The following is a 23,526-nucleotide window of genomic DNA, read 5'->3' as shown; positions in this document are numbered from 1 at the left end:
AACTATGCCACGCCGATGGGGTTCGCTCGCAGATCTGCCACAATTCGGCCTGCAACTTCGGTCATTCCGCTCGCTGTGAAGTGCAGTCGTTGCGCCGTCGACTCCGAGAACATGCCCTCGAACCACCGCTGCTCCGGCGCAGCACAGGCGTCGTGTCCACCCGCTACCGCGTCCGTGGCGATGTCGATGACGTGAACGCCGTACCGGCCGGCGATCGCGGCAAATTGTGTGTTGAAACGCGCGTAGTAGTTCATGAACCACGCCGCGTCACCGTCCGAGAACGGAACATTGGGCCAGCACGCCCTGGCACCGATCATCCCGCCTGCTCCGACCATGTAGATCCGCGCCTGCGGAGCCCGCTGCGTCAGCGCAGCCAGAGTCTTGTCGAGCGAATCGGCAGCCTGATCGATGCCGGACTGCGCAAGGGACTCGGTGAGCGGATCGTTGCGACATCCGCGATCGACGCCCGGTGCGGGAGCAGCACACAGTGCCCCCACGATCAGGGTGTTCGAGTCGTTGCCCCCGACCGAGAGGGTGATCAGATTCGTGTCCGGGTGTACTGCATCCAATTGGACCGGCCACTGCGTCGGAATCAGTTGGGGTGTGGAGATGATGTTCTCGCTACGAGCAGCACTGCATGACACGTCCGCGAACTCCGAGGTTCCGAGTTCGCGCGATATCTTGCCCGCAAAGTTCTCGTACGACCGCGAGCACCCGTCGGGGTACATCGGTTCCAAGCGTGGTCCCGACGCCCGGGAGTCTCCGAGAGCGGTGTACTTGATGCCTGCGTTCTCTCCGGAGTCCACGGGAACCGACGCGTGTGCGGCGCCGGCACCCGCCAACGTCAGAACCAGTCCCACCACGGTGGCCGCAACTGAACCGAACCGAATCCCACGATTAATCATCTACCGAGCCAAGCCCTTTCACACCCCAACCGAATTTCACTCACTACGCCATCAGGAAACGGCCCAGCTGTGGTGCGGCTTCGCCGGCGTGCTTTGCCTGGATGCCCTCGCCGATCGCCTGCAGCTTCCATTCACCGTTCTGCCGGTACACCTTTGCCATCACCATTCCGGTGAACGCCATACCGCCCTGCATCGTGTACCGAGCCAATTCGGAGTTGGTCGTGCTGTCGACCAAACGGCAGAACGCATTCTGCACCTGCTCGAAAGTGTGCCCGCGGTACGACGTAACCGTGAAGATCACCGCGTTGACGTGCGCAGGCACGCGTTGGAGATCGACCGTCATCACTTCGTCGTCACCATCACCGTCGCCGGTCAGGTTGTCACCCATGTGACGCACCGACCCGTCCTTCGACGTGAGCTGTCCGTAGTAGCAGACGTCGACCAGATTGCCGTCGGCGTACAGGAGCGCCGACGCATCGAGGTCGACATTGGCCGTGCGGCTGCCGAACATGCCGCTCTTCTTGATCGGGTCCCAGCCCAACCCCATCTGGATCAGAGTGAGTGCAACGCCGCCCTCCTTGCGGAGCGTGACCTTCTGCCCCTTGGTGAGGCTGACGGGGCGACCCTTCACCAGGCTCACCTCAGCCGGTGCGGCAGGAGGCTGGTTGTACACCGGCGGCGCGGGCGGGGCCGGCGGCGCGTTGTACGACGGCTGCTGCGGCGGCTGGTTGTACACCGGCTGCTGCTGGGGAGGCTGGTTGTACACCGGCTGCTGCTGGGGAGGCTGGTTGTACACCGGCTGCTGCTGCGGCGGCGGGCTGTAGGCCGGTTGCGGGGGTGCGGCCTGGGCAGCGGGTGCTGGTGCGTCGTCGACGGAGACACCGTGATCCGTCACCAACGCTGCAAATCCACCGGCATAGCCCTGCCCGACGGCGCGGACCTTCCACGCGCCCTGACGTCGGTACACCTCGAGCGCGATGACGATGGACTCGCTGGACAGCCCGTCGATCACGTACTCGTACAGCACGTTTCCGGCGGCATCCGATACCCGAGCCGTCGGCGCCGCGGTGCGCCCGAAATTCGAGGAAGTGTCGTCGAGAGTGATCACCGCACGAACCTGCTCGATGTCGGCAGGCACACCGGCCAGCGAAACCTTGAGCGACGCGATGCCACCCGGGTTGGGAACCAACTGCACGCCTGGCCCGGTGGGCTGATTGAAGAAGACGAAGTCCGCGTCGGAGCGCACTTTGCCGTTGCCGGCCACGAGCAGTGCGGAGAGGTCAGCGGCGGCGGCCAACTGCACTGAGACAATCACCTCCGGCACATCCAACGGACCGTTCTGACCTTTGGCAAGCGATACAGACAACTACATCTCCTTCATTTCAGAGCGTGCATTACTTAGAGAGCTGCTCGGACTCTTGCGGTGTTCCGACCGTCATCGCGGCAACGTGGGCGGAGAACCAACGCACAATCTCCGCACTCGCCGCGATACCGGATCCTTCTGTCACAGTAACGGTCGGCCGTTGCCAGTTGAGTTCTTCCAGCTCACCGTGCCGGGGCCGGATCGCGAAGTCCGCATATTCGAGCATGTCCGCATCGAGTGCACCGTCTCCGGCCGACAGGACAGTGGCGTCCGGCGTGAGTTCGCCCGCGTCGACGAGGCGGGCTCGCACCTCGGCGAGTGCTCGAGATTTCGAGACCGCGTCCGGCATCGTGTAGATCTTCCGGCCTTGTCGCGAGACGTTCCATCCGCGTGAGGTGCACCAGGCACTCCAGTCCGCTTCGAAATCGGCCGGGATGGTCGACAAGTCCACTACCAAGTACGGGAACAGCTCGTCTGCCACCCGCATGGAACTGACCCAGCTGACGTCGATGCGGGTTTCCAGTTCACTGTGAACGTGCGCCAGCTCCATCCCGGCAGTGCGGGTCGATCGGTCGATCTCGCTGCGCCAGCGGAGATCGGGCTTTCCGTCCACCAGGATGTTGCCGCCGTTGCTCGTGATCGCGTATTTCCACGGAGCGCCCGGCAGGTCGATGCGCTGGAACTGCGCGATAGTCCGGGTGGTTGTGGGAATCACCGGCGTTGCCGCGCTGAGCGCCCGGAGCTGATCGATGGTCTCGGTGCTCATGTGGGACAGCGGACCGCCGTCGTAGTACTCGACGCACACGTAGTGCTGTGCCGAGGTCAGATCGGTGCCGGTGGGATCCCCGCCGATCGCGTTTTTCGAATAGATCATCGTGCGATCCAGATCGGTCGCAACCAGTACCGGTGACGCACTCATGTGATGTCCTTGATCAATCCGACGCAGGAGTACGCAAGATCGGGCACTTCCTCGACCGGGACGCCGCGAGCTTCGGCCAGCAGACGGATATGTGCGTGTTCGGGCGCGGCCCTCTGACGTACGAGTACCTTCCACGGCAGACGACGAAGCAGCACGCGGGTGGTCTCGCCGACACCCGGTTTCACGAAGTTCACGGTCGAAATCCCGTATTCCGCCTGCACCTTCTCCACCGATTCCCAGCCGGCCCAGGTCGGTGTCCGATCCGAAGCGCGCACAGCGGCAAGTGAATCCGCGACATCGCTCCGTACGTTGTCGAATTCCGCCGAGACGACGTCGAGTAGACGGTTGGACACATCGACATCGGCCAGATCGGCGTAGAACTTCGCGCCGTGAAAGTCCCCGGGTCCGATGAGGGTGTCGTTGAGAACCGTCCGTGAGACCAGACCGGACACAGTCGAATTGAGGCACGCCGACGCGATCAGGAAATCGTCTCGAGTGCCGTAGGTCCGAACGCAGTATCCGGGATCCGCGAGAACAGCGAGGTCCGGATTGAATTCGGCGCCGCCCGCCGCATGATATTCGGTGAGAGCGGCCTCGAGTTCCCGGGCAATAGCACCCTTGCCCGTCCAGCCGTCGACAAAGACGATGTTCGACGCATCATGATGGCGCGCAAGATAATCGAGCGCGACAGAATCGATGCCCTTACCTCGCACGATGGACACGGCGTAGTGCGGCAAGGTCAATCCGTGAACGTGCTGCGCCCACCGACGCATCAAAATTCCGACCGGAGTACCCGCACGCGCCAGCGAGACCAATACGACGTCGGAGCCGCGCTCGGCCAGCACCAGGTCTGTAACCGTTCCGACCGCACGCGCCAACCTGGGCGCACTCTCCGACAACACGGTTTCGAACAGTTCGCGATACGCGGCATCGGGCTGGTACTCGATGGGAAGGGATTCGGCATAATGTGCTTCACCCGACTGAATACGTTTCTCCCGCAGCGCAACATCCGCTTCGAGGTCCACGTGAGACAGATCCTTGAGCAACCACGTCACTTCGTCGGGTGCATACGAACCGAACTCCGGTCCGACCAGAGGCGCCGTCATGTGCCTTCACCTTCTCTCGAATCCCGCAACGTCGACGGGTCTGCGCCGCGCACCGTTGCCACGACAACATCGGTCCCGGCATTTCTCAGTGCCTCCACGACACCGCCGGACGCCATCAGGCGATCGGTGTCGGCAGGTTCGTCCACGATCAGCACGACAAGTGCGTCGACGGCCACGTCCGGCCACTGCGCGTTGTACAGAAAGCGCGGCTCGTTCTCGCCGGATTCCGGTGCGACAAAGGTGAATCCACGACGCAGCGGGTAGCCCACATGGTCCATGACGTATGCCGGAGACCGCGTGGTCGTCTGGTACCGCACCTGGCGGCCGCCGCGTTCGAGACCGCTCGCAATGCGAAGAGGGAGATACATCAACTCTTCGTGACCGACCACGATCAGTGCACGGTCTGGCACCACCGTCGAATCCAGAACCCTGACAGCGGCTTCGACCGCGCTGTCGAAACCTGCCGAATCCGCGTCGAGGAACCCGTGACGGCCTCCGTCCGGCACTGCCGCCGGCCACGGAATGTCCACTCTGGTGACCGAACCGCGATCGGTACCGGCAATATTGAGAGTGGGAGCATCCAGCGCCGTCACTCGTTCCGTCAGACCGAGCGGCAGAACAGTGGAACCCGATGCGAGACTGACGTAATCGATAGCCACTCCCATTTCCGCCGCGGCAGCCTCACTGGCCGCGCGATGCTCGTCGGTTCTCATGTCCACCAGCGAGGCCACGACGTACCGCTCGCGCGGGCACTGGCCGTGCAGTGCGCGAATGGCATCGATAGCTGTAGCACCGGTAGATATTTCGTCGTCTACCAACACCAGGGGCAAATTGTTCTCGAACAGTTCCGCCGACGTCGGTTGCATCAGGTGACTTGTCGCATGCGAGTGCCCCTCCTCGAACCCGGCCAACGTAGTAGCCCCTGGTACGTCGCGGCGCGTCGAATGCAAGTAGCAGTGAGCATGCAGGCGGGCTGCAACACAATGGCCCAAACCTGTTGCAGTTTCGGCAAATCCGAGCACAACAACATCAACGCCGACGCCCAGGCGCTCGCGCACCAGATCACCCAGATCGTCGGCGGCCCCGATGACGACCGATGGCGGCGTCGGGATGTGCTTGCCGAGTACCGTCGACACCAACAGGTGCGCGCGGCGCGGATTGCGACGCAGTCCGGGAATCACCAACTCCGGCACCGTCCGTCCGACAGCGGAGTCGCCGTGTACAAGATCCAATCCGAATTCTTCTGTGGCCCAGGGAACCGACCCCACGCTGCTGGTCATCGATCAACCAACGCCGTCAGCAGTTCGACAAACGTGATCCCCTTGTTTGTCACGCCGAAAACACGTGCGCGCAAGGCCGTCTGCCTAGCCCAGTTGCGATGCGGCTTCATCTCGTTCATCTTGTTCCGATAGCCGGACGCCTGCACCCCACCCACCTCGACGCCCAGAATGTCGAGAGCGTCGTGGTACTCCTCATGCGTGACTGCGGACAATGCATTGACCGCGGCAACGTGCGACGGGTGGATAACCGTCTTACCTTGAATGCCGTTGGCCCGATCCAAAGCGATTTCCCGCAACAAACCGTCCAGGTCGCGGCTCACCAAGTGCTGCCGGAACCGCACCGCGTCGTGCTCCTCGAACGGCGTCGCACGCAGCATCGGGCGGAACATACGCTCGTGGTCCGCGAAGTACTCCCACACCGGCCCGGTGATGACAAAACCCGAACCATCGGCTCGGCCAAGGTAATTGACGATGTCGGCAATGACATCGACAACTACACGCACGTCGTAGATCGTCAAGTCGCGGTCACGGCGGATACCGAACGTGCTGCACATGTCGGTGGCACCGATGCGAACCGCGAGAATGCGATCCCGATGACGAGTAAGAAGCTCCTGGACACTGCGCAATTCATGATCGCGGGTATCACGGTGTACCAATTCCGGCGATTCGAGCACGGGCATGGCGTACAGATGCTTTCCGAGCGCTTCCGACGCGTCAGCGACGGCATCGAGGAATGACTCGCCGGTTTCACTCCCGAATTTCGGGATGACAAATCCGGTCAGCGCAGCGCGCCCAATCGTCAGCGATTGTGCAATGTCCGCGATGTCGGACACTTCACGGACCCGGACGAAGAGCAACATGCCGACCGCATCCGTTGCCGCGATCTTGTCGAGCGCGGCCACGGCATTGGCCCGCGCAGTTTCCACCTCGTCGTCCGCGACGGCGTCCTCGAGATCGAGAACCATCGAACTGACACCTTCGCCAGCGCGCTTCTCCACGATCTCGGCCAACCCTGCCCGCGTGGCGGGAACGTAGAGAGTCGCGCCCAAAGCGATCGCCAGCAGATCTCGCTCGTCGGAATCGCTGAAGGTTCGGGGAGCATGCAGGAACAATTGCTCCCGCACATCATCCTCGAGGTGTTGAAAGTGCTGCATGTCTCTTCTCTCTATGACCGATGGCAATTCCACGTTTCATGCCCCCCACTTGATTTTTCGGGTGTCCATCCCGATCCCCCGATCGGCCCCGACCTGCATATTCAGTTCTTGGTCAGCGTCTTCCTGCTTGCGTTCGCATCTTTTCGACGACTTCGGCGATGAACGCCGAAACCGAATCCAACTGCATGACATACGACCAGTAGTCCGGATGAGTTCCCGTCAGTGACGCAGCCGCCCGTTCGATCCGCGCCAACTGCGCATCGAGCACGGACCCCCATTCCGCCACCAAACCGTGATTGACGGCAAACATCTGCGCGTCTTTCAAACGAAAACGGACCTGACGCTCTTTTTCTGTCGGATCTGCCCGAACTGCCCGAAGTGTTGTCAAACGATCCGTCACAGCATCAACGCAGGCTTCCGCCTCGGCAAGATGAAGCCGCGCATCTGCCATCAACGCCAACGCATGTTCCGGATTGCCCACATCCAAAGCCTGCATTGCCTCGTTCAAATCGGCAGCGGCGTTATCGATATGTTCACGACTCCGACTGCTGTTGTTGACCAGATCTGCTGAACTCGCGGCATTGAACTCCCGGAGCAATGCCGAATACGCAGGGTCGAGGCGGTCCACCCGCGTTCGCACCGCCGCCAGCCTCGTCGACACGGCCGACACCGTCGTCTGCGCATGTCGCTGTGTGGACGGTGCCTGGGCCAATGCTTCCGTGAGTGCTGCTGCCGCGGCGTTGACCCGCTCGGCTTCGACCCGGATTTCGTCTGCCCGCTCACCGTGTTCCGCCCGAGCGAGCGCGGCAACGGACGCGTCCAGATGCTCCGACGACGCAACTACCGACGGGTACTCGCAATAGCGCCGATCGGTATCACTCAACGCGCGGCGAGCGGCCTCGGCAGCCGTGCGCGCCTGCTGACCGAGAACCGGAATCGTGGACATCGTCGCCGTGGCCTGCTCGAGGTGGCTTCGATTGCCGTTGTAGAAAGCATCAATGCTTTGAGCAGCGGATACCAGTTCGGCCACCGACTTCTCGAAGGCCGCAGTGGCAGTGCGCGCATCACGATGGAGAGCTTGGTCGTTCCCGTACTGCTCGCTCGTGGACAGGTAGTTCGACACCGCCACGTAGCACTTGTCCCTCACCGGTTTCCAGGCCTCGCCCAGACCACGCTCGGGGAAGAGCTCGGTCGACGCTTTGACAGCAGCGGAAGCAATCGTCTGACGCTTGTCCATGTCGAGAAACGCCGAGACCATCGCAGTCTGCGCCTCCCGCGCACGACTGATCGACTCCTCCACGCTCACCCCCCGATTGAAGCGCTCCGACCATCTGCCTACCACGATTGAATCCTACGGGGCCGACTGCTTGCGCTTCCGTTTCGATTTCCACTGTTACCGCAGCCACACCCGAAGTGCCGTTAGGGTGGAGGAGGTAAACACATTCCCAAGACGGCCAATCGTCGTCGCGGGCCATGTCTCTTCTCTTGAAAGGACCCCTGAATGGGCGTCAGCTTGACCAAAGGCGGCAATGTCTCTCTCACGAAGGAGGCCCCGAACCTGACCGCAGTGGTTGTCGGCCTGGGCTGGGACGCACGTTCCACCACCGGCGCAGCCTTCGACCTCGACGCCAGCGCAATCGGCGCAGGTGCAGACAAGAAGGTCGTCTCCGACCAGCACTTCATCTTCTTCAACAACCTGCGTTCGCCCGACGGCTCGATCGAGCACAAGGGTGACAACACCGACGGTGAAGGCGAAGGCGACGACGAGCAGATCGACGTGAACCTCGCCGCTGTTCCGGCCAACATCGAGAGCGTCGTCTTCCCCGTCTCGATCTACGACGCAGAAGCACGCTCGCAGTCCTTCGGCCAGGTCCGCAACGCGTACATCCGCGTTGTCGACAAGTCCAACGGCAACGAACTTGCCCGCTACGACCTGTCCGAGGATGCCTCCACCGAGACCGCAATGGTCTTCGGCGAGCTGTACCGCAACGGCGCAGAGTGGAAGTTCCGCGCTATCGGCCAGGGCTACGCCTCGGGCCTCGCGGGCATCGCACGCGACTACGGCGTCAACGTCTGATAGTCGACCTACCGTCGAGCTGACCAAAGGGAGAGTTCCGCAGTACGCTGTGGAACTCTCCCCGGCTTCGTATCGATTGCGGTGAGATAACCGCTGCAGTAACCACTGCGCACTGACCAACTAGAAAGGGCCACGCTCCGTGGTACTGCGAATATTCGGTTTATCGATCGGCATTTCGATCATCGCGATGATCGTCGCGTTCATCTACGGCGGACCCGAGGCTCTGTTCCTCGTTGTCATCCTGTCAATTCTGGAAATTTCGCTTTCCTTCGACAACGCCGTCATCAATGCCACCGTTCTGCGAAGAATGAGTGATTTCTGGCAGAAGATCTTCCTCACCGTCGGCATCGTCATCGCGGTGTTCGGTATGCGTCTGGTGTTCCCGCTTGTCATCGTGTGGGCGGCATCGGGCCTGGGTCCGATCGCGGCACTCGACCTCGCGCTGAACCCGCCGGCCGACGACGCCGCCTACTTCCCCAACGGCGATCCGAGCTACGAAACACTGATCACCGACGCTCACCCGACCATCGCCGCCTTCGGTGGCATGTTCCTGCTGATGCTGTTCCTCGGCTTCATCTTCGAAGAGCGTGAGATCACCTGGCTGTCCTGGCTCGAGAAGCCCCTTGCGCGGATCGGCAAGCTGGATCAGCTCGCTGTTGTCGTTGCCGGCCTCACTCTGGTTCTGGCAGGTTCGTTCCTCGCCGCAGACGACAAGGTCACGACGGTCATGATCTCCGGCGTGCTCGGCATGATCACGTACATCGCCGTCAACGGGTTGGGTGAACTCTTCAACCTTCCCGAAGAGGACGAAGACGAAGAGACCGTCAGGTCCGGCGGACCCACCGAGCTGGCCAAGGCAACAGGTAAGGCCGGATTCTTCCTGTTCCTGTACCTCGAGGTCCTCGACGCGTCCTTCTCCTTCGACGGCGTCATCGGCGCGTTTGCGATCACCTCGGACCCGATCATCATCGCTCTCGGCCTCGGCTTTGTCGGCGCGATGTTCGTCCGCTCCATCACCGTCTTCCTCGTCCGCAAGGGCACGCTGTCCGATTACGTCTACCTCGAGCACGGCGCTCACTGGGCCATCGGCGCTCTGGCCGTCATCCTGATGGTGTCCATCGGTGTTCACATCAACGAGATCATCACCGGCCTTGTTGGTGTCTTCTTGATCGGCGCGGCCTTTATCAGCAGCGTTATCCGAAACAAGCGGATCGCGAACGAAGATCCGAAACTCGACGAGAACACTCCAGCAACAGTCTGAGTTTCTTTTCTCAACGCCCGCGGCCGATTCCGGTCGCGGGCGTTTTGTTTGCTATGCCGGAATTGATGTGGTTGCCGCGCGGCTAATGTTCAGCCGCGCGGCCAGTTGTCCCTGCGGGCGCACAATTGGCGCGCGGCACCGAATATCCGCGACTGCGACGCCACCCAGACGCCAATTCGTTAGCTGGTAGGCAAACCGGCCCGCGCGACTGCGCCTGCAAATAGAGCGGTCACTGCGGCGCCCATTGCTTGTTGATCGACTTCTTCCGGGTCCACGGAGTGTTCGAGAACCAATCCGGATATCAAGGCCATCAAGGAGATTGCGGTAGTCCGCACATCGAAGGCATCCTCGACGCCCCATTCCCGGGCTCGCGCTCCGATCAATTCCACCAGTTGACTACGTAGGTGCCGACGCTCTCGGAGGTACGCCTGGGCGATCTGGGGGTCGCGTCCGGCGAGGACCCCGAATTCGAGGACGAGCAGCAACCACCCGGGGTTGCCCGCCATCCACGACGCGATTGCCTCGCCGCTTTTGCCGGCGGCATCGGTGGGGCTCATGCCCGCGATCTCGGCGAGCACCCTCCCGGCAAGTTCGAGTGACCGTTGCGCAAATAGTTCGGCAAACAGGTCTTGCTTGGACTCGAAGTTGGAGTAGACGGCGCCCTTCGTGAAGCCCGCTCGGCGGGCCACTTCGGTGAGACGTGCAGCACTGAATCCTTGCTCCCCAAATTCTTCCGCCGCAGCGTCGAGCAGTCTTTGCCGCACAACGTCGCGTCCGGGGCGGGTTACCGGCACGAAGTCCGGTTGACGGGATTCAGTCACGATACCTAGAGTATTCAATACCTCGGGTATTGACAAGCTCTTTACTTTCGACAAGATCAGGACTCATCGTGACCACAACGCATCCGGCACACGCCGCACCGGAAACACCCACGCCTCCGCACGAACACCCCAGCGACAACTTGCTGGCCAAATACGGCGCCCCGAAAGTCATGGTCGCGCTGTTCGTCGGCATGATCCTGCTCCAGATGGGCTTCATCCTCAGCTATGTCGCCGCGTTCCATCAGCCGACGCCACGTGACATCGAGATTGTGGTCATCGCAGATCAGGGCACACCGGCCGGCATGGATCAGCAGATCGCCGACAAGCTCAACGCCATCGACGGCAGCCCGCTCGACGCGCGCGTTGGCGACAACACCGCCGCAGCGCGTCGGATGCTCCACGATCGCGAGATCCAGGGTGCGTTTGTCATCAATCCGGCGGGAGCCGACACCCTGATCACCGCCAGCGCGGGCGGTAGCTCCATTGCAACGTCACTCGAATCGATCTTTGCCCAGGTCGAGAGCAGCCAGAACCGCGAGTTCGTGGTGCGCGACGAGATCCCGGTGGGCGCTCACGACAACCGCGGCCTGTCCGGCTTCTACCTCTCGATCGGCTGGGTTGTGGGCGGCTACCTCTTTGCCGCAGCAATCGGCCTGTTCATCGGTGCACCGAAGACGCTTCGCCAGGCAGCTGCGCATACCGGTGTGATCGCTGTGTACTCGGTGATTTCCGGGGCGTTTGGCGCACTCATCACGTCGCATGTTCTCGGGACCTTTGCCGGGCACTGGCTCCCGCTCTCACTGCTGGGAAGTGCCGTCGTGTTCGGTACGGCAATGTTCACGGTCGGACTCCGCGCGGCAATCGGCGTTCTCGCCGTCCCGTTGGCGATCGCAGTGTTTGTCATCCTCGGCAATCCCAGTGCCGGAGGCGCTTTCGGCTCGAATGTGCTCCCGTCGTTCTATGCGGCGATCGGCCGGTGGATCACTCCGGGCGCCGGCACCGAGGGTGTTCGAAGCATCGTGTACTTCGGCAACGTCGGAGTCGGCCAGCCCGTACTGACGCTTTTCCTGTACGCCGTGGTCGGCGCCGCCATGTTGTTCGGATTTACAATCAGGAAGAACCGAAAGTCCGCCGACACAGTGCCAACTCCGGCTGTGACAATCGCCGACTAGTCCTACTCTTGAATTCATGACGAGCCTCCTCCACCCCAACGCCTCGCACGTCGCCGAAACCCTGATCGCTCGCGGTCATCACGGCGTCATCGTCACGCAAGCCGACGCGACGCACACTGCCGAAGAAGCAGCGGCAGCTGTCGGGGTGGAGGTGGGCGCGATCACCAAGTCACTCGTCTTCCTACTCGACGACGATCCAGTGTTGTTGCTGGTCTCAGGCGCGCACCAGGTGAATCTGCAGGCAACGGGTGAGCGCCTCGAAGGCAAACTGACCCGGGCTCCGCTGGAGATGGCCAAGGCCGCAACGGGTCAACCCATCGGCGGAGTAGCGCCGCTCGGGCACCCCACCAACCTGCCGACGTACGTCGACACCGCGCTCGAGCAGTATCCGATCCTGTGGGCCGCGGCGGGCCATCCGAACACAGTCTTCCGCACGACGTATCCGGAACTGCTGCGCATCACGGCCGGCCTTGCCGTGGATATGGACTAAGGACGGTCAGACGCGCGCTTATAGTGGGTCGAAAGACCAAATTTCCCACCGGAGAGCCCCGTTGACTGACACGCCGAACGATATTTCCAACCCAACCACGCCCGACGCGACCACCGCGCCCGAGTTGTCCACCGGCATCTGCGCCGCCGACTACCGGGCCGCACTGGGCCGTCACCCCGCGGGAGTCACTGTTGTCACCCTCGACTCCGGCACCGGACCGGTAGGGTTCACGGCGACCTCGTTCTCGTCGCTCTCGCTCGAACCGCCGCTCGTGTCGTTCAACATCGCGGAGACGTCGTCGAGCATCACCGCCCTGAAGGCCGCAAAGTCCTTGGTGATTCATCTTCTCGGTGAACACCAACAGCATTTGGCCCAGCGCTTTGCGCGCAGCGCAGATCAGCGTTTTGCCGATCAATCACTCTGGGCTGTCCTCGATACCGGCGAGCCGGTTCTGCACGGCACGCCCAGTTGGATGCGCGTCACGGTCGATCAGTTGATTCCGGTTGGCGACCACACCCTTGTTGTCGGGCTTGTCACCCGAGTTCACGCCGACGAAGACGATGATTCCGCTGCGGCGCCGCTTCTTTATCACGAGGGCAAGTACTACCGCCCCACTCCGCTGGGACAATAACCTCGAACAACGAAGGCCTCGCCGGGAATCCGGCGAGGCCTTCGTTGTTCGCGAAAGAACTTACAGCGCTACGTACTTGGTATCGAGGTACTCGTCGATACCTTCGGTTCCGCCTTCGCGACCGAAGCCCGATTCCTTGACACCACCGAACGGTGCTGCGGCATCGGAGATCGCGCCGCGGTTGACGCCGACCATGCCGGTGTCCAGCTTCGCCGAGACGCGCATCGCGCGATCGATGTCACGGGTGTAGAAGTACGCCACAAGCCCGAACTCGGTGTTATTCGCTGCGGCGATGGCTTCGTCTTCGGTGTCGAAACCGACTACGGCTGCAACAGGTCCGAAGATTTCTTCCTTCAGCAGGCGCGCGTCGGCGGGCACCTGGTCGAGAACGGTCGGGGCGAAGAAGAACCCCGGGCCTTCTGGCGCCGATCCGCCGGTGCGCACGCGAGCACCCTTGGACACGGCGTCGTCGACGAGTCCGGTGACGGTGGCGAGTTGCTTGGTGTTGATCAGCGGGCCGATGTTGGTGCCCTCGGCGTCACCTGCGCCCACCTTCAAGGCCGCAACCTTGGCGGTGAACTTGTCGGTGAATTCTTCACGCACCGAGTTGGCAACGTAAATGCGGTTAGCTGCGGTGCACGCCTCGCCGCCGTTACGCATCTTCGCAAGCATCGCACCGTCGACAGCTGCATCGATGTCGGCATCGTCGAAGACGATGAACGGAGCGTTGCCACCCAGTTCCATGGACGTGCGGAGAAGCTTGTCAGCGGCATTGCGCACCAACAGCTTTCCGACGCCGGTGGAACCGGTGAACGTAACCTTGCGCAGACGTGCGTCTTCCATCAGCGGTCCGCTGATAGCTGCGGCGTCGGAGGTCGGGAGGATCGAGAGCACACCGTCAGGCAGGCCGGCGTCGGCAAATACCTGGCCGAGAAGCTGCATGGTGAGCGGAGTGTCCTCGGCCGGCTTGACGATGATGGTGCAGCCGGCCGCAAGTGCCGGTCCGATCTTTCGGGTTCCCATGGCCAACGGGAAATTCCACGGCGTGATCGCCAGAACCGGTCCGACGGCTTCCTTGGTGACGAGGATGCGACCGTTACCGGCCGGAGCCTGTGTGAAACGTCCACCGATGCGGACGGCTTCCTCACTGAACCAACGCAGGAACTCGCCGCCGTAGTTGACCTCACCGCGACTCTCGGCCAACGACTTACCCATTTCCAGGGTCATCATCAGCGCGAAGTCCTCGGCGCGGGCATGCAACAACTCGAACGCGCGACGCAAGATCTCGCCACGGTTCCGAGCGGGCGTCGCGGCCCAATCATCTTGTGCCGCAGCAGCGAGATCGAGCGCATGGATACCGTCAGCTGCAGTGGCGTCGGCCACCTGAGCCAACTCTTCGCCGGTTGCCGGGTTGTAGACCGCAAAGGTCTTCTCGGCCGGCGTGAGCTTGCCGCCCAGCCAGAGACCTTGGGGTACGGAATCGAGAAGTTCCGAGACGTTCGACATGTCAGTTCTCCTGTGCTGCAGTGCGAATAGCAGACTCGAGGACGGTCAGGGCGTCGTCGAGCAGCTCTTCGGAAATGACCAACGGAGGGAGTAGACGAATGACGTTACCGTAAGTGCCGCACGTGAGGATCACAACGCCTGCCGCGAGGCACGCAGCTGCGATGGCCTTCGTGATGTCGGCATCCGGCTCCTGTCCGCCGGGCTTGACCAGCTCGATGGCGAGCATGGCGCCGCGTCCACGAACGTCGCCGATGACGTCGAGTTCCTTTGCCAGCGCGTTCATTCGGCCGACGACGGTGGTCTCGATGGTGCGGGCGCGACCACAGAGGTCCAGCTCGTGCATCTGGTCGATGGATGCCAGCGCCGCGGCGCAGGCGACGGGGTTACCGCCGTACGTGCCGCCGAGGCCGCCCGGGTGGACTGCGTCGATCAGATCGGCGCGGCCTGTGACAGCTGCGAGCGGCATGCCGCCGGCGATGCCCTTGGCAAGCGTGACCAGGTCCGGGACGATTCCCTCGTGGTCGCTGGCGAACCAGGCACCGGTGCGAGCAAAGCCTGCCTGGACCTCGTCGGCGATGAAGACGACGCCGTTCTCCTTGGCCCACGCGACGAGCGTCGGGAGGAATCCTTCTGCGGGAACGATGAATCCGCCCTCACCCTGGATGGGCTCGATGAGGATGGCTGCCGTGTTCGACGCGCCGATCTGCTTCTCGATCATCGTGATGGCGCGCTGTGCGGCCTGCTCACCGGTGATCTTCGAACCGTCGACGTTCAGGCCCTCGCGGTACGGGTAGGACATCGGAACACGGTAGACCTCGGGGGCAAAGGGACCGAAGCCACTCTTGTACGGCATGGACTTTGCCGTCAGTGCCATCGTGAGGTTGGTGCGGCCGTGGTACGCGTGATCGAACACCACAACGGCGTCGCGACCCGTTGCGTGACGCGCGATCTTGACGGCGTTCTCGACGGCTTCGGCGCCGGAGTTGAACAGAACGGAACGCTTCTCGTGGTCACCGGGGGTGAGCTCGGCCAGGCGCTCGGCGACCTCGATGTAGCCCTCGTACGGAGCGACCATGAAACAGGTGTGGGTGAAGTGCGCAACCTGATCCTGAACTGCGGCGACAACAGCCGGGTTGGATGCACCGACGCTGGTCACGGCGATACCGGCACCGAGATCGACGAGCGAGTTGCCGTCGACATCGACGATCACTCCGCCGTCCGCGTCAGCGACGTACACCGGAAGGGTGGACGCGACGCCTGCGCCGACAACCTTCTTACGACGCTCTGCGAGCGCAGCCGAGCGCGGGCCCGGGAACTCCGTGACGATGCGACGTTCCTGCGGAAGCCGGTATTCGATTGCACTCATGTGACCACCCTCTCGGTTGTGTATTGCATTCGAGTATGCGACGCGCGAGCACCATCGAGCAGTGCCGAAATGGATATCTACATACTCAGGCCTACTCCATATCGGCAGCTCCCGCTAGCCTTGAACTCGTGACCGTTCCGATCTCCTGGCTACTGCGTCAGAAGCACCTGTCGCTGACATTGCTGACCGACCCGTCGTCATCCACTCAGCCGGTCACGTTTGCACAGGCCACAGAGCTGACGGACCCCACTCCGTGGCTCTCGGGCGGGGAACTGGTGCTCACTACCGGGCTTGCATTCGTGGGCGCTACTGCCGCTGATTTTGCCGACTACGTCGACCGTTTGGCGTCGGCGGAAGTGTCAGCACTGGGGTTCGGAACGGGACTTTCTCACAAAGAGGTCCCGCCGGAACTTCTCGCAGCTGCCCGCGGTCGCGGACTTCCCCTGCTCGACGTTCCGTTCACCACCCCGTTCGCGGCAGTCACCCGCGCGGTGATGACCCGGCTGAGTCAGCAGGAGTACGAGTCTGTCCTGCGCGCGGCAGAAGTACAGACGCGCATCACCCGGGTTGCGCTGCGCGGCGGTGTCTCCGCGATCGTGCGCGAACTGGCCACGGCGACAAAAACTTCGGTTGCGTTTGTCGGCGACCGCATTACCGCCGTACATCCCGCAAATCAGAAGTCGCTGATCGCCGAGGTGCGTGCCGTGGCCGCGACCACTCGCGATCCCAATGCACCGGCATCGATTTCGCAGAGCACCCCCGAGCGGACGCTTACGCTCTCCCCTGTCGGCGTGACCGACAGTTGGCACGGCTACCTTGCACTGGCCGGTTCGGGACCACTGAGCAACATCGACAGAGTGCTTCTCGGACATGCTGTTTCACTGTTGACCCTGGAACTCGAGAAGCCAGTGCGCCTGCGGGCCGAACGATCCAAGCTGAACTCGATGGCATTCGGACTGCTACTCGACGGACGAATCGCCGAAGACTCCGTGCCGTCGTATCTCGGCGAAGCGAGCGACACCAACGGATTGGTACGCGTCGTCCACATCCGAGGATCAGCGCTGGGACCTGCTCTACGCGAGCTGGACAGCGCACTTGCACGCGCAGGAAGACCTCTTTTTGCCCAAGTGGAGAACACCGCACTCACCGTGCTGCTTCGTGGCACCGATACCGTCGACACCGCACAAGCGCTTCTGGCGCAGCTGTCTCCGAGCGAATCCAAGGCAGTTCGCGCCGGGATCAGCACGCCGCACCCAATCCTCGACGCTTCGCGCGCACTCGTCCAAGCCCGCGCTGCAGCCAACCTCACAACGGCTACAGCGCGCATTCTCGAATTCGATGCACTGACGGGTTCGACGATTCTTGCGTCCGAACCCGCAAGAGAAGCGCTTGTTGCCATGGCCGCCGACACGATTCCCGTGCTGACCGAACACGACGACAAACACGGAACAGCCCTCGCGATCTCGCTCCGCGCCTACCTCGAGGCCAACGGCCAATGGGAATCTGCCGCTTCCGAACTCGGTATCCACCGGCACACTCTCCGAGGTCGCATCACCCGCGTCGAAGAACTCTTGCGATGCGACCTCGGCGAGGCCAGGGTCAGAGCTGAACTGCTGCTGTCGCTACTCGCTTGGGAGAGCCGCTGACAAGAACGACGATGTGCCGCGGATCAGCAGTTCGAGTTCCGCGTCGACGGTGCACAGTCGCGCAGTGTCGAGCGAACCGCTGCGGCGAACACTGGACATCAACGTCGTAAATCGGTGCACAGCATCGAGATTGGCGCTCGACCACCGCTGCACCACACCGTCGCGATCGTCGTCGAGAGCACCTGATACCAGATCCGCGAATCGCGTCGTCAATCGAGCATGAACGGCAGCGCTGCCCATGACCTCCCAGTGTGAAGCTCCGACGGCAACGTCGACGCCGCCGAGCACGTCACCCAGATCGAGCTCTGCGGCAAGCTCGCGGTAGACGGTCGCAGCCGCCTGGACCGACGTATTCTCCTGCAGTGCAAGGTCGGCCAACGCCAGAGCTCCGAAGGACACCTCGATACGTTCGCTCGAGTTCAGCCCCGCCGTGAGTTCGCGCACCGGCCCCGACCATCGATCGATGTCTGCCCGCGGGTTCACCGCAAACCGTCCGGCCGCTCCTGGCCGTCGCAGCACCCAGCTCATTTCGGACTCGAGCAACTGTTGCAGTCGATCAAGTGCCTGAAGTTGTTCGGCAGCATCAAGATCGGAGTTCAGAATGTCGCGGCGCAGACCCTCGGTGCCGAGCACCTCACTGACCACCGCATACGCCAACGACGCTTCCGGGCTGCGCACACCCAAGTGCTCTTCCAGCCGGAACAGCACACCCGGCCCTACGCGGTTGACCAGTTCGTCGACCACCGAAGTGATGATGATGTCGCGTCCGAGTCGGTGCGCCTGCACAGCCTCTGGCGCTGCCTCGACCACCGACGGCGGGAAGTACTGCGTCAGCCGGTCGGCAAAGATCTTGTTGTCAGGGGCCTCGGAAGCACCCAACTCGGCAGTCAGCACATTCTTCGACTGAGCAACCAGCACAGCAAGTTCGGGGCGAAGAAGCCCCTGACCTGCCCGGGCCCGCACGGCAAGCGACTTGGCATCCGGCAGCGATTCTTCGACGCGTTTCATGGCGCCCGCCGCAATCAGATTCTCGATCAGCCGCTCATGCTGGTCGAGAAGTGCCGGCGCTCGATGCTCGGCCAGGCTGATGGCAAGGGTTTGATCCTCGCTGGCCTTCAGTACCGACGCGGCTACCTCGTCCTGGGCCGACGCCAGAAGCGCATTTCGTGAGCCGGAATCCAACCCCGCAAGAGCGATCTTGATGTTGACCTCTCGGTCCGACGTCGCAACACCGGCCGCATTGTCGATGAAGTCGGCGTTGATTCGTCCACCGCCGGCAGAGTATTCGATCCGCGCGCGCTGTGTGAAACCGAGATTGCCGCCCTCCCCCACCACGCCGGCACGCAATTCGTCCGCACTCACACGAACACCGTCGTTGGACGGATCGGCCGCGTCGACGTTGCTCTCGCCCGACGCCTTCACGTAGGTGCCAACGCCCCCGTTCCACAACAGGTCGACCGGCGCACACAGGATCGCCCGGATCAATTCCTGCGGGGTGAGCTTCTCCTCGGTGATTCCGAGTGCGTCGCGGGCCTCGCGCGGAAGACTGATGGACTTTGCGCTGCGCGGCCACACGCCGCCGCCGCTCGATATCACGGTGCGATCGAAGTCGTCCCAGGACGAGCGCGGCACGGTGAAGAGGCGGGCGCGTTCACTGAACGTGGCCTCCAGGTCCGGGTTCGGGTCGATGAAGATGTGGCGGTGGTCGAACGCCGCAACCAGACGAATCTTGTGCGAGAGCAACATTCCGTTGCCGAACACGTCGCCGGACATGTCGCCGATCCCCGCGACGGTGAAAGGATCAGTGTCGACGTCCACACCACGTTCGGCAAAATGGCGTCGCACAGCCACCCACGCGCCGCGGGCGGTGATGCCCATGGCCTTGTGGTCGTAGCCGGCCGAACCACCCGACGCAAAGGCGTCGCCCAGCCAGAAACCACGCTCGATCGCAATGCCGTTCGCCACGTCGGAGAACCGGGCGGTTCCCTTGTCCGCTGCCACGACAAGATACGAGTCTTCACCGTCGTAGGCGATCACTTCGGCCGGATGTACCGGCGAGCCGTCGACGATGTTGTCCACCACGTCGAGCAGTCCGCGAATGAACGTGCTGTACGACTCCTGCACCTGGTCCGGTGTGGGCGTGGATGTTCCGCGCACGACAAAAGCGCCCTTGGCTCCGGTCGGAACGATGGGCGAGTTCTTGACACTCTGGGTTTTCATGAGGCTCAAGGCCTCGGTGCGGAAGTCCTCGAAGCGATCGGACCATCGCAGGCCGCCACGGGCCACCGACGAGCTACGCAGGTGAACGCCCTCGACGTTGGGTGCGCTGACGTAGATCTCGCGGAACGGAACGGTTTTCTGCGGCGTCGACAGAACCTGGGAGTCGATCTTGAACGACGCATACGACAGCGGATTGCCGGCGCCGTCGCGCAGGTACCAGTTGGTCCGCAATGTTGCCTGGAGAAACGAGCGAACACCGCGAAGAACCCGATCTTCGTCGAGAGTGTCTGCGCTGTCGACCAACTCGTCGATCAAGGTGATCGCGGCGGCAACCGCCACACTGCGCTTCGGCACTGCCGGGTCGAATCGCGCAGTGAACAGTCCGAGTGCCGCCCGAACGAATAGGGGCTTCGCTTGCAATACTCCCACGATGTAGCCTTCGGACAGCCCGATGCGTGCCTGCGCGAGGAACCGGCACGCCGCGCGCAGCAACTCTGCGTCACGCCACGTGATGTCGGCTCGGCCGATCAGGCTGGAGAAGTTGTCCATCCGGGTCCTACCGGCAACAACAGCTTCGAAAGCCGAGGCCATCTTCTCGAGTGCACCGCCGTCGAAGGCGCAGGGCTCGAAGGTGAAATGATGCGCCGATCCGAGAACTGTCGGAAGCGGGCGGTGCGTCGACACTCGAAGTCCGAGGGATTCGAAGTTCTCGCACAGATCGGAGAGGGAGGGCTCTCCGGACGGCCACAGAACCACGCCGGTCAGTTCGTCGCCCTGACGAAATACCAGTCGTTGCCCTGCTGCTGCCAACTCGGCAACCAGTCCCAACGCTGGATCCGCTGAGTCCGCGAATTCTGACTTGGTTGCCGTTGATGTGCTCGCCATTGAACACCCTCCTGGAAAGTATTGGATCCGAACACTTTCCAGTGTTACGTGCATCACCGAATAAAGTTCGTGCCCGATAGGAGTACAAACCCTCCCCGGACACGACAATCCGGCAGTTGCAAATCTCGGGTCAGTCACCCAGCCGGATCGGCGCCAGATCCGCAAAGACGTCCCCAGGACCAGGATTCCCGGACGGCGTAGAACCGCCCAGATGGTGGACGACGCCCCACACTGCGTTGATCGCCGTCTGGATCGCTCCCTCGGCCCAGCCCGCCGTCCAGGAGATGTCATCGCCCGCGAGGAAGATTCCGCGATGACGCGGTTCCAGGTCACTTTGCACGAAGTGCGAGAACAGCCGCTCCTGGTACCGGTAATGCCCGGGCAGATTTGCCTTGAAGGCACCCATGAAGTCGCGTTCGGTTTCCCAGGACAGCGTGACCGGACTGGAGATGATGTGACTACGGAAATCGACGCCGGGGTAGATCTCTTCCAAGGAGCGCAACATGATCTCCATGCGCTCGGTAGCGTTCAGCGCCAACAACTTCAACGAATCATCCGACCACGTGTACGACAGACAGATCAGGCCGGGTTTCCCTTCCCCTTGATCGAGGAGGTACGTGCCGCGACTCATGCGGTCGGTCAGTGTCATAGACACCGAATCGCGACCGGTCTCGGGATCCTTGTCTTTCCAGAACGGACGATCGACAAGAACAAATACCTTGGTCGAGCCCATGTAATGGGTTCGCTCGATCGCAGTCCAGTGATCGATCGGGAACAGATCGTCGGCGCAGCGGATGTTGTTGAGAAGCATCCAGCTCTGCACAGTCACAATGGCACTCGCATATGTTCGGATGAAACCCTCGGCATCGACAACCGTGAACCGACACGGTTCGGTACGTCGCAGTTCAGTGACACGGGGCCGCGTTTTCCCGCCATTCAGCGAAGAAACCGTTGTGCCTGCCGGCCAGTGCCTCATCTGCGCGGGGGTTCGGTCCCACAGCCGCAACGGCAACTGCTGCGATCCACCGACGATGCCACGGTGATCGTCATCGGCTGCTGTGATGACCACACGAAGGATCTCGAGGATCGAATTGGGATAATCCGTATCCCAGCCGCCGGTACCAAATCCTACCTGCCCGAACACTTCCCGCATATGAAAGGACTTGAAGTGCTTCGACGCGGCGAGGAATCCGTAGAACGTCTGGTCGTCGTATCGCACCACCAACTCGTTCCAGATCCGCTTGATCTCAGCGGTATCGCGGTCCCGAATTGCCTGCTGCATGGGAATCAAATCGGCGTAGTCTTCCAGAGTGCGTGCCCACGCCTGTGCGACCTCGGTGAAGATCGGCGGCAAATCCTCGAGTGTGTGCGCATAGTGGCTTTCGCCCTTGAGGTCGATGACGGTACTCGGGGTCACCTCCGCCAGCGGGTTGGCGAACTCCTGGGTCTCTAGCGCCATCTCGTCGAGGTAGTGGAAGAGCGTTGTCGACGACGGCGGGAATCGCATCGCACCCATTTCCGCCACTACGCCCGGGTAGCCGTCGAATTCGACCGAGCGCATTCGGCCGCCAATCTGATCTGCCTCGTAGACAACCGGTTTGAGTCCGATTCTGAGCAGCTCGTACGCCGCGATCATGCCGGCAAGCCCGCCGCCGATCACCGCGATTTCGGTACCGAACGCGACGTCGGGCACCGATCCCAACCCAGCCGGGTCGGCAACGTAATCGTCGTAGGCAAAGGGAAAGTCGGGGCCGAACATCGTCAACGGAGGCAACGGACCCGGCTCGGAGGAACTGTCGGGAGCTACGGGAACGGTCATCGGCGGCCCTCTCGCTGGGAGCGATAGTCGGGATACAGATCGAGTCGACGATCATCGAGATGTGTATTGAGCGAACGTGATCGAGTGACAACCGCGGCGGAGATATCGGTAAGAATCAGTTCCTGCGCGGCACCCGCTCGGGCCAGTTCCCTACCGGTCGGATCGATCGCACACGACAACCCACAATAGGTGAGTTCGGACTCCGAACCACAGCGATTGACGTAGGTCACAAACATCTGGCTCTCGTAGGCACGAGCCGGAACAACTTGTTGTGCGATGTGTTCGTACGGAGCCATCAGTCCGGTGGGCACGATCAACCACTGGGTTCCGGCATCAGCATGGGCACGAACAGCTTCGGGGAATTCGACGTCGTAACAGATCAACAGACCACACCGGATTCCGTCGAGATCGAATCCGATAACCAAAGTGTCACCTGGCACAAAATTCTCACGATCGAGCACCCCGAAGAGATGCGTCTTGCGGTAGTTGGCAAGCGAGAGGCCGTTGCGCCCTACTACCTGCACGCTGTTGTAGACATCGCTGCCGGAGAGTTCAGGATAGCCGTAGACAATGGTGATTCCGGTGCTGACCGCGACCGCCGCAATCGCGTCGAAGATCGGTCCGTCCGCCGGTTCCGCGCGCGTTCCGACCAGTCCACCGATGTTGTATCCCGTTGCGGACATCTCCGGCGTCACCAGGATGGATGCCCCCGACGCCGCCGCTGTGCGTGCTGCGGCCCCGATCGCCTCCACATTGCACTCCACCGACGCAATGGCATCTTTCGACGTGAGCGGGCCTTGAAACAGTCCGACGCGGAGGGAATCGACCTTCATCGTGCGCTCCTCGAGAAGTTCCGTGACGTCAGTATGCGACGGGGACGACTACAAAGGGTGATCGGCAACGCC

The 23,526-nt window shown here is 62.3% G+C and carries 19 protein-coding genes; 6 read left to right on the top strand and 13 right to left on the bottom strand.

The annotated features are described in order from the left end of the window. Positions 1–2: 2 nt before the first annotated feature. From C7T36_RS24260 to C7T36_RS24230, 7 genes are all read right to left on the bottom strand, one after another. Positions 3–905 carry an SGNH/GDSL hydrolase family protein gene (locus tag C7T36_RS24260; RefSeq protein ID WP_033236306.1) on the bottom strand — a complete coding sequence of 301 codons (903 nt, stop codon included), beginning with the start codon at positions 903–905 and terminating at the stop codon, positions 3–5. A 43-nt stretch (positions 906–948) separates the two neighbouring features. After that, a complete protein-coding gene (locus tag C7T36_RS24255; protein WP_045068278.1) occupies positions 949–2,271 on the bottom strand; it encodes a TerD family protein in 1,323 nt (440 codons plus the stop codon). Between the two features lie 28 nt (positions 2,272–2,299). After that, the gene (locus tag C7T36_RS24250) at positions 2,300–3,187 is read right to left on the bottom strand and encodes a haloacid dehalogenase (protein WP_033236304.1); all 888 of its coding nucleotides are present in this window, start codon (positions 3,185–3,187) and stop codon (positions 2,300–2,302) included. After that, positions 3,184–4,293: a cysteine protease StiP family protein gene (locus C7T36_RS24245; RefSeq protein WP_033236303.1), complete on the bottom strand. Its 1,110-nt coding sequence runs from the start codon at positions 4,291–4,293 to the stop codon at positions 3,184–3,186. Before C7T36_RS24245 ends, C7T36_RS24250 begins: the two co-directional genes overlap by 4 nt. Continuing rightward, positions 4,290–5,573, bottom strand: a complete 1,284-nt coding sequence (locus C7T36_RS24240; protein WP_045068271.1) for a phosphoribosyltransferase family protein — start codon at positions 5,571–5,573, stop codon at positions 4,290–4,292. Before C7T36_RS24240 ends, C7T36_RS24245 begins: the two co-directional genes overlap by 4 nt. After that, positions 5,570–6,727, bottom strand: a complete 1,158-nt coding sequence (locus C7T36_RS24235) for an HpcH/HpaI aldolase/citrate lyase family protein (RefSeq protein ID WP_045068269.1) — start codon at positions 6,725–6,727, stop codon at positions 5,570–5,572. Before C7T36_RS24235 ends, C7T36_RS24240 begins: the two co-directional genes overlap by 4 nt. 112 nt (positions 6,728–6,839) lie before the next feature. Beyond that, positions 6,840–7,985: a hypothetical protein gene (locus tag C7T36_RS24230; protein ID WP_033236375.1), complete on the bottom strand. Its 1,146-nt coding sequence runs from the start codon at positions 7,983–7,985 to the stop codon at positions 6,840–6,842. A gap of 243 nt (positions 7,986–8,228) precedes the next feature. Here C7T36_RS24230 and C7T36_RS24225 point away from each other — a divergent pair, with 243 nt between their 5' ends. Together C7T36_RS24225 and C7T36_RS24220 are read left to right on the top strand one after the other, a co-directional pair. Next, on the top strand, positions 8,229–8,804 hold the full coding sequence (locus C7T36_RS24225; protein WP_033236300.1) for a TerD family protein: 576 nt from the start codon (positions 8,229–8,231) through the stop codon (positions 8,802–8,804). A 139-nt stretch (positions 8,805–8,943) separates the two neighbouring features. Further along, positions 8,944–10,065 (top strand): DUF475 domain-containing protein, encoded by a 1,122-nt coding sequence (locus C7T36_RS24220; RefSeq protein WP_033236299.1) that lies wholly within the window; start codon positions 8,944–8,946, stop codon positions 10,063–10,065. A gap of 179 nt (positions 10,066–10,244) precedes the next feature. Here the strand turns inward: C7T36_RS24220 and C7T36_RS24215 are convergent, their stop codons facing one another. Beyond that, entirely contained in the window at positions 10,245–10,886 is a 642-nt protein-coding gene (locus C7T36_RS24215; protein WP_045068267.1) for a TetR/AcrR family transcriptional regulator, read from the bottom strand. 68 nt (positions 10,887–10,954) lie between these two features. On the opposite strand from C7T36_RS24215, the gene C7T36_RS24210 reads away from it, so the two are divergent. The 3 genes from C7T36_RS24210 to dszD all read left to right on the top strand — a co-directional run bounded on the left by C7T36_RS24210 (position 10,955) and on the right by dszD (position 13,179). Further along, entirely contained in the window at positions 10,955–12,058 is a 1,104-nt protein-coding gene (locus tag C7T36_RS24210) for a membrane protein (RefSeq protein WP_033236298.1), read from the top strand. Between the two features lie 16 nt (positions 12,059–12,074). After that, the gene (locus tag C7T36_RS24205) at positions 12,075–12,548 is read left to right on the top strand and encodes a YbaK/EbsC family protein (protein WP_033236297.1); all 474 of its coding nucleotides are present in this window, start codon (positions 12,075–12,077) and stop codon (positions 12,546–12,548) included. Positions 12,549–12,609: 61 nt separating this feature from the next. Beyond that, positions 12,610–13,179, top strand: coding sequence for an NADH:FMN oxidoreductase DszD (dszD, locus tag C7T36_RS24200; protein WP_033236296.1), 570 nt, complete (start codon positions 12,610–12,612; stop codon positions 13,177–13,179). Between the two features lie 60 nt (positions 13,180–13,239). Here dszD and C7T36_RS24195 read toward each other — a convergent pair whose 3' ends face one another. Further along, entirely contained in the window at positions 13,240–14,685 is a 1,446-nt protein-coding gene (locus C7T36_RS24195; RefSeq protein ID WP_045068266.1) for an NAD-dependent succinate-semialdehyde dehydrogenase, read from the bottom strand. Between the two features lies 1 nt (position 14,686). Continuing rightward, positions 14,687–16,051, bottom strand: a complete 1,365-nt coding sequence (gabT, locus tag C7T36_RS24190) for a 4-aminobutyrate--2-oxoglutarate transaminase (RefSeq protein WP_033236294.1) — start codon at positions 16,049–16,051, stop codon at positions 14,687–14,689. A 128-nt stretch (positions 16,052–16,179) separates the two neighbouring features. On the opposite strand from gabT, the gene C7T36_RS24185 reads away from it, so the two are divergent. Beyond that, positions 16,180–17,697, top strand: coding sequence for a PucR family transcriptional regulator (locus C7T36_RS24185; RefSeq protein ID WP_045068265.1), 1,518 nt, complete (start codon positions 16,180–16,182; stop codon positions 17,695–17,697). On the opposite strand, the gene C7T36_RS24180 is transcribed toward C7T36_RS24185, so the two are convergent. The 3 genes from C7T36_RS24180 to C7T36_RS24170 form a co-directional block, all read right to left on the bottom strand. Next, positions 17,674–20,802 carry an NAD-glutamate dehydrogenase domain-containing protein gene (locus C7T36_RS24180; protein ID WP_033236292.1) on the bottom strand — a complete coding sequence of 1,043 codons (3,129 nt, stop codon included), beginning with the start codon at positions 20,800–20,802 and terminating at the stop codon, positions 17,674–17,676. The genes C7T36_RS24185 and C7T36_RS24180 overlap by 24 nt on opposite strands. A 130-nt stretch (positions 20,803–20,932) precedes the next feature. Beyond that, positions 20,933–22,621, bottom strand: coding sequence for an NAD(P)/FAD-dependent oxidoreductase (locus C7T36_RS24175; protein WP_045068264.1), 1,689 nt, complete (start codon positions 22,619–22,621; stop codon positions 20,933–20,935). Next, positions 22,618–23,454, bottom strand: a complete 837-nt coding sequence (locus tag C7T36_RS24170; RefSeq protein ID WP_045068263.1) for a carbon-nitrogen hydrolase family protein — start codon at positions 23,452–23,454, stop codon at positions 22,618–22,620. The genes C7T36_RS24175 and C7T36_RS24170 overlap by 4 nt, the downstream gene beginning before the upstream one ends. Positions 23,455–23,526 lie beyond the last annotated feature (72 nt).

Origin of the sequence: Rhodococcus sp. AD45-ID (assembly GCF_003023755.1) — a bacterium.
In the GTDB taxonomy this organism is placed as follows: Bacteria; Actinomycetota; Actinomycetes; order Mycobacteriales; family Mycobacteriaceae; genus Rhodococcus_F; species Rhodococcus_F globerula.
Note: the sequence above shows the minus strand (reverse complement) of the source record. Positions and strands in the feature narration are given on the sequence as shown.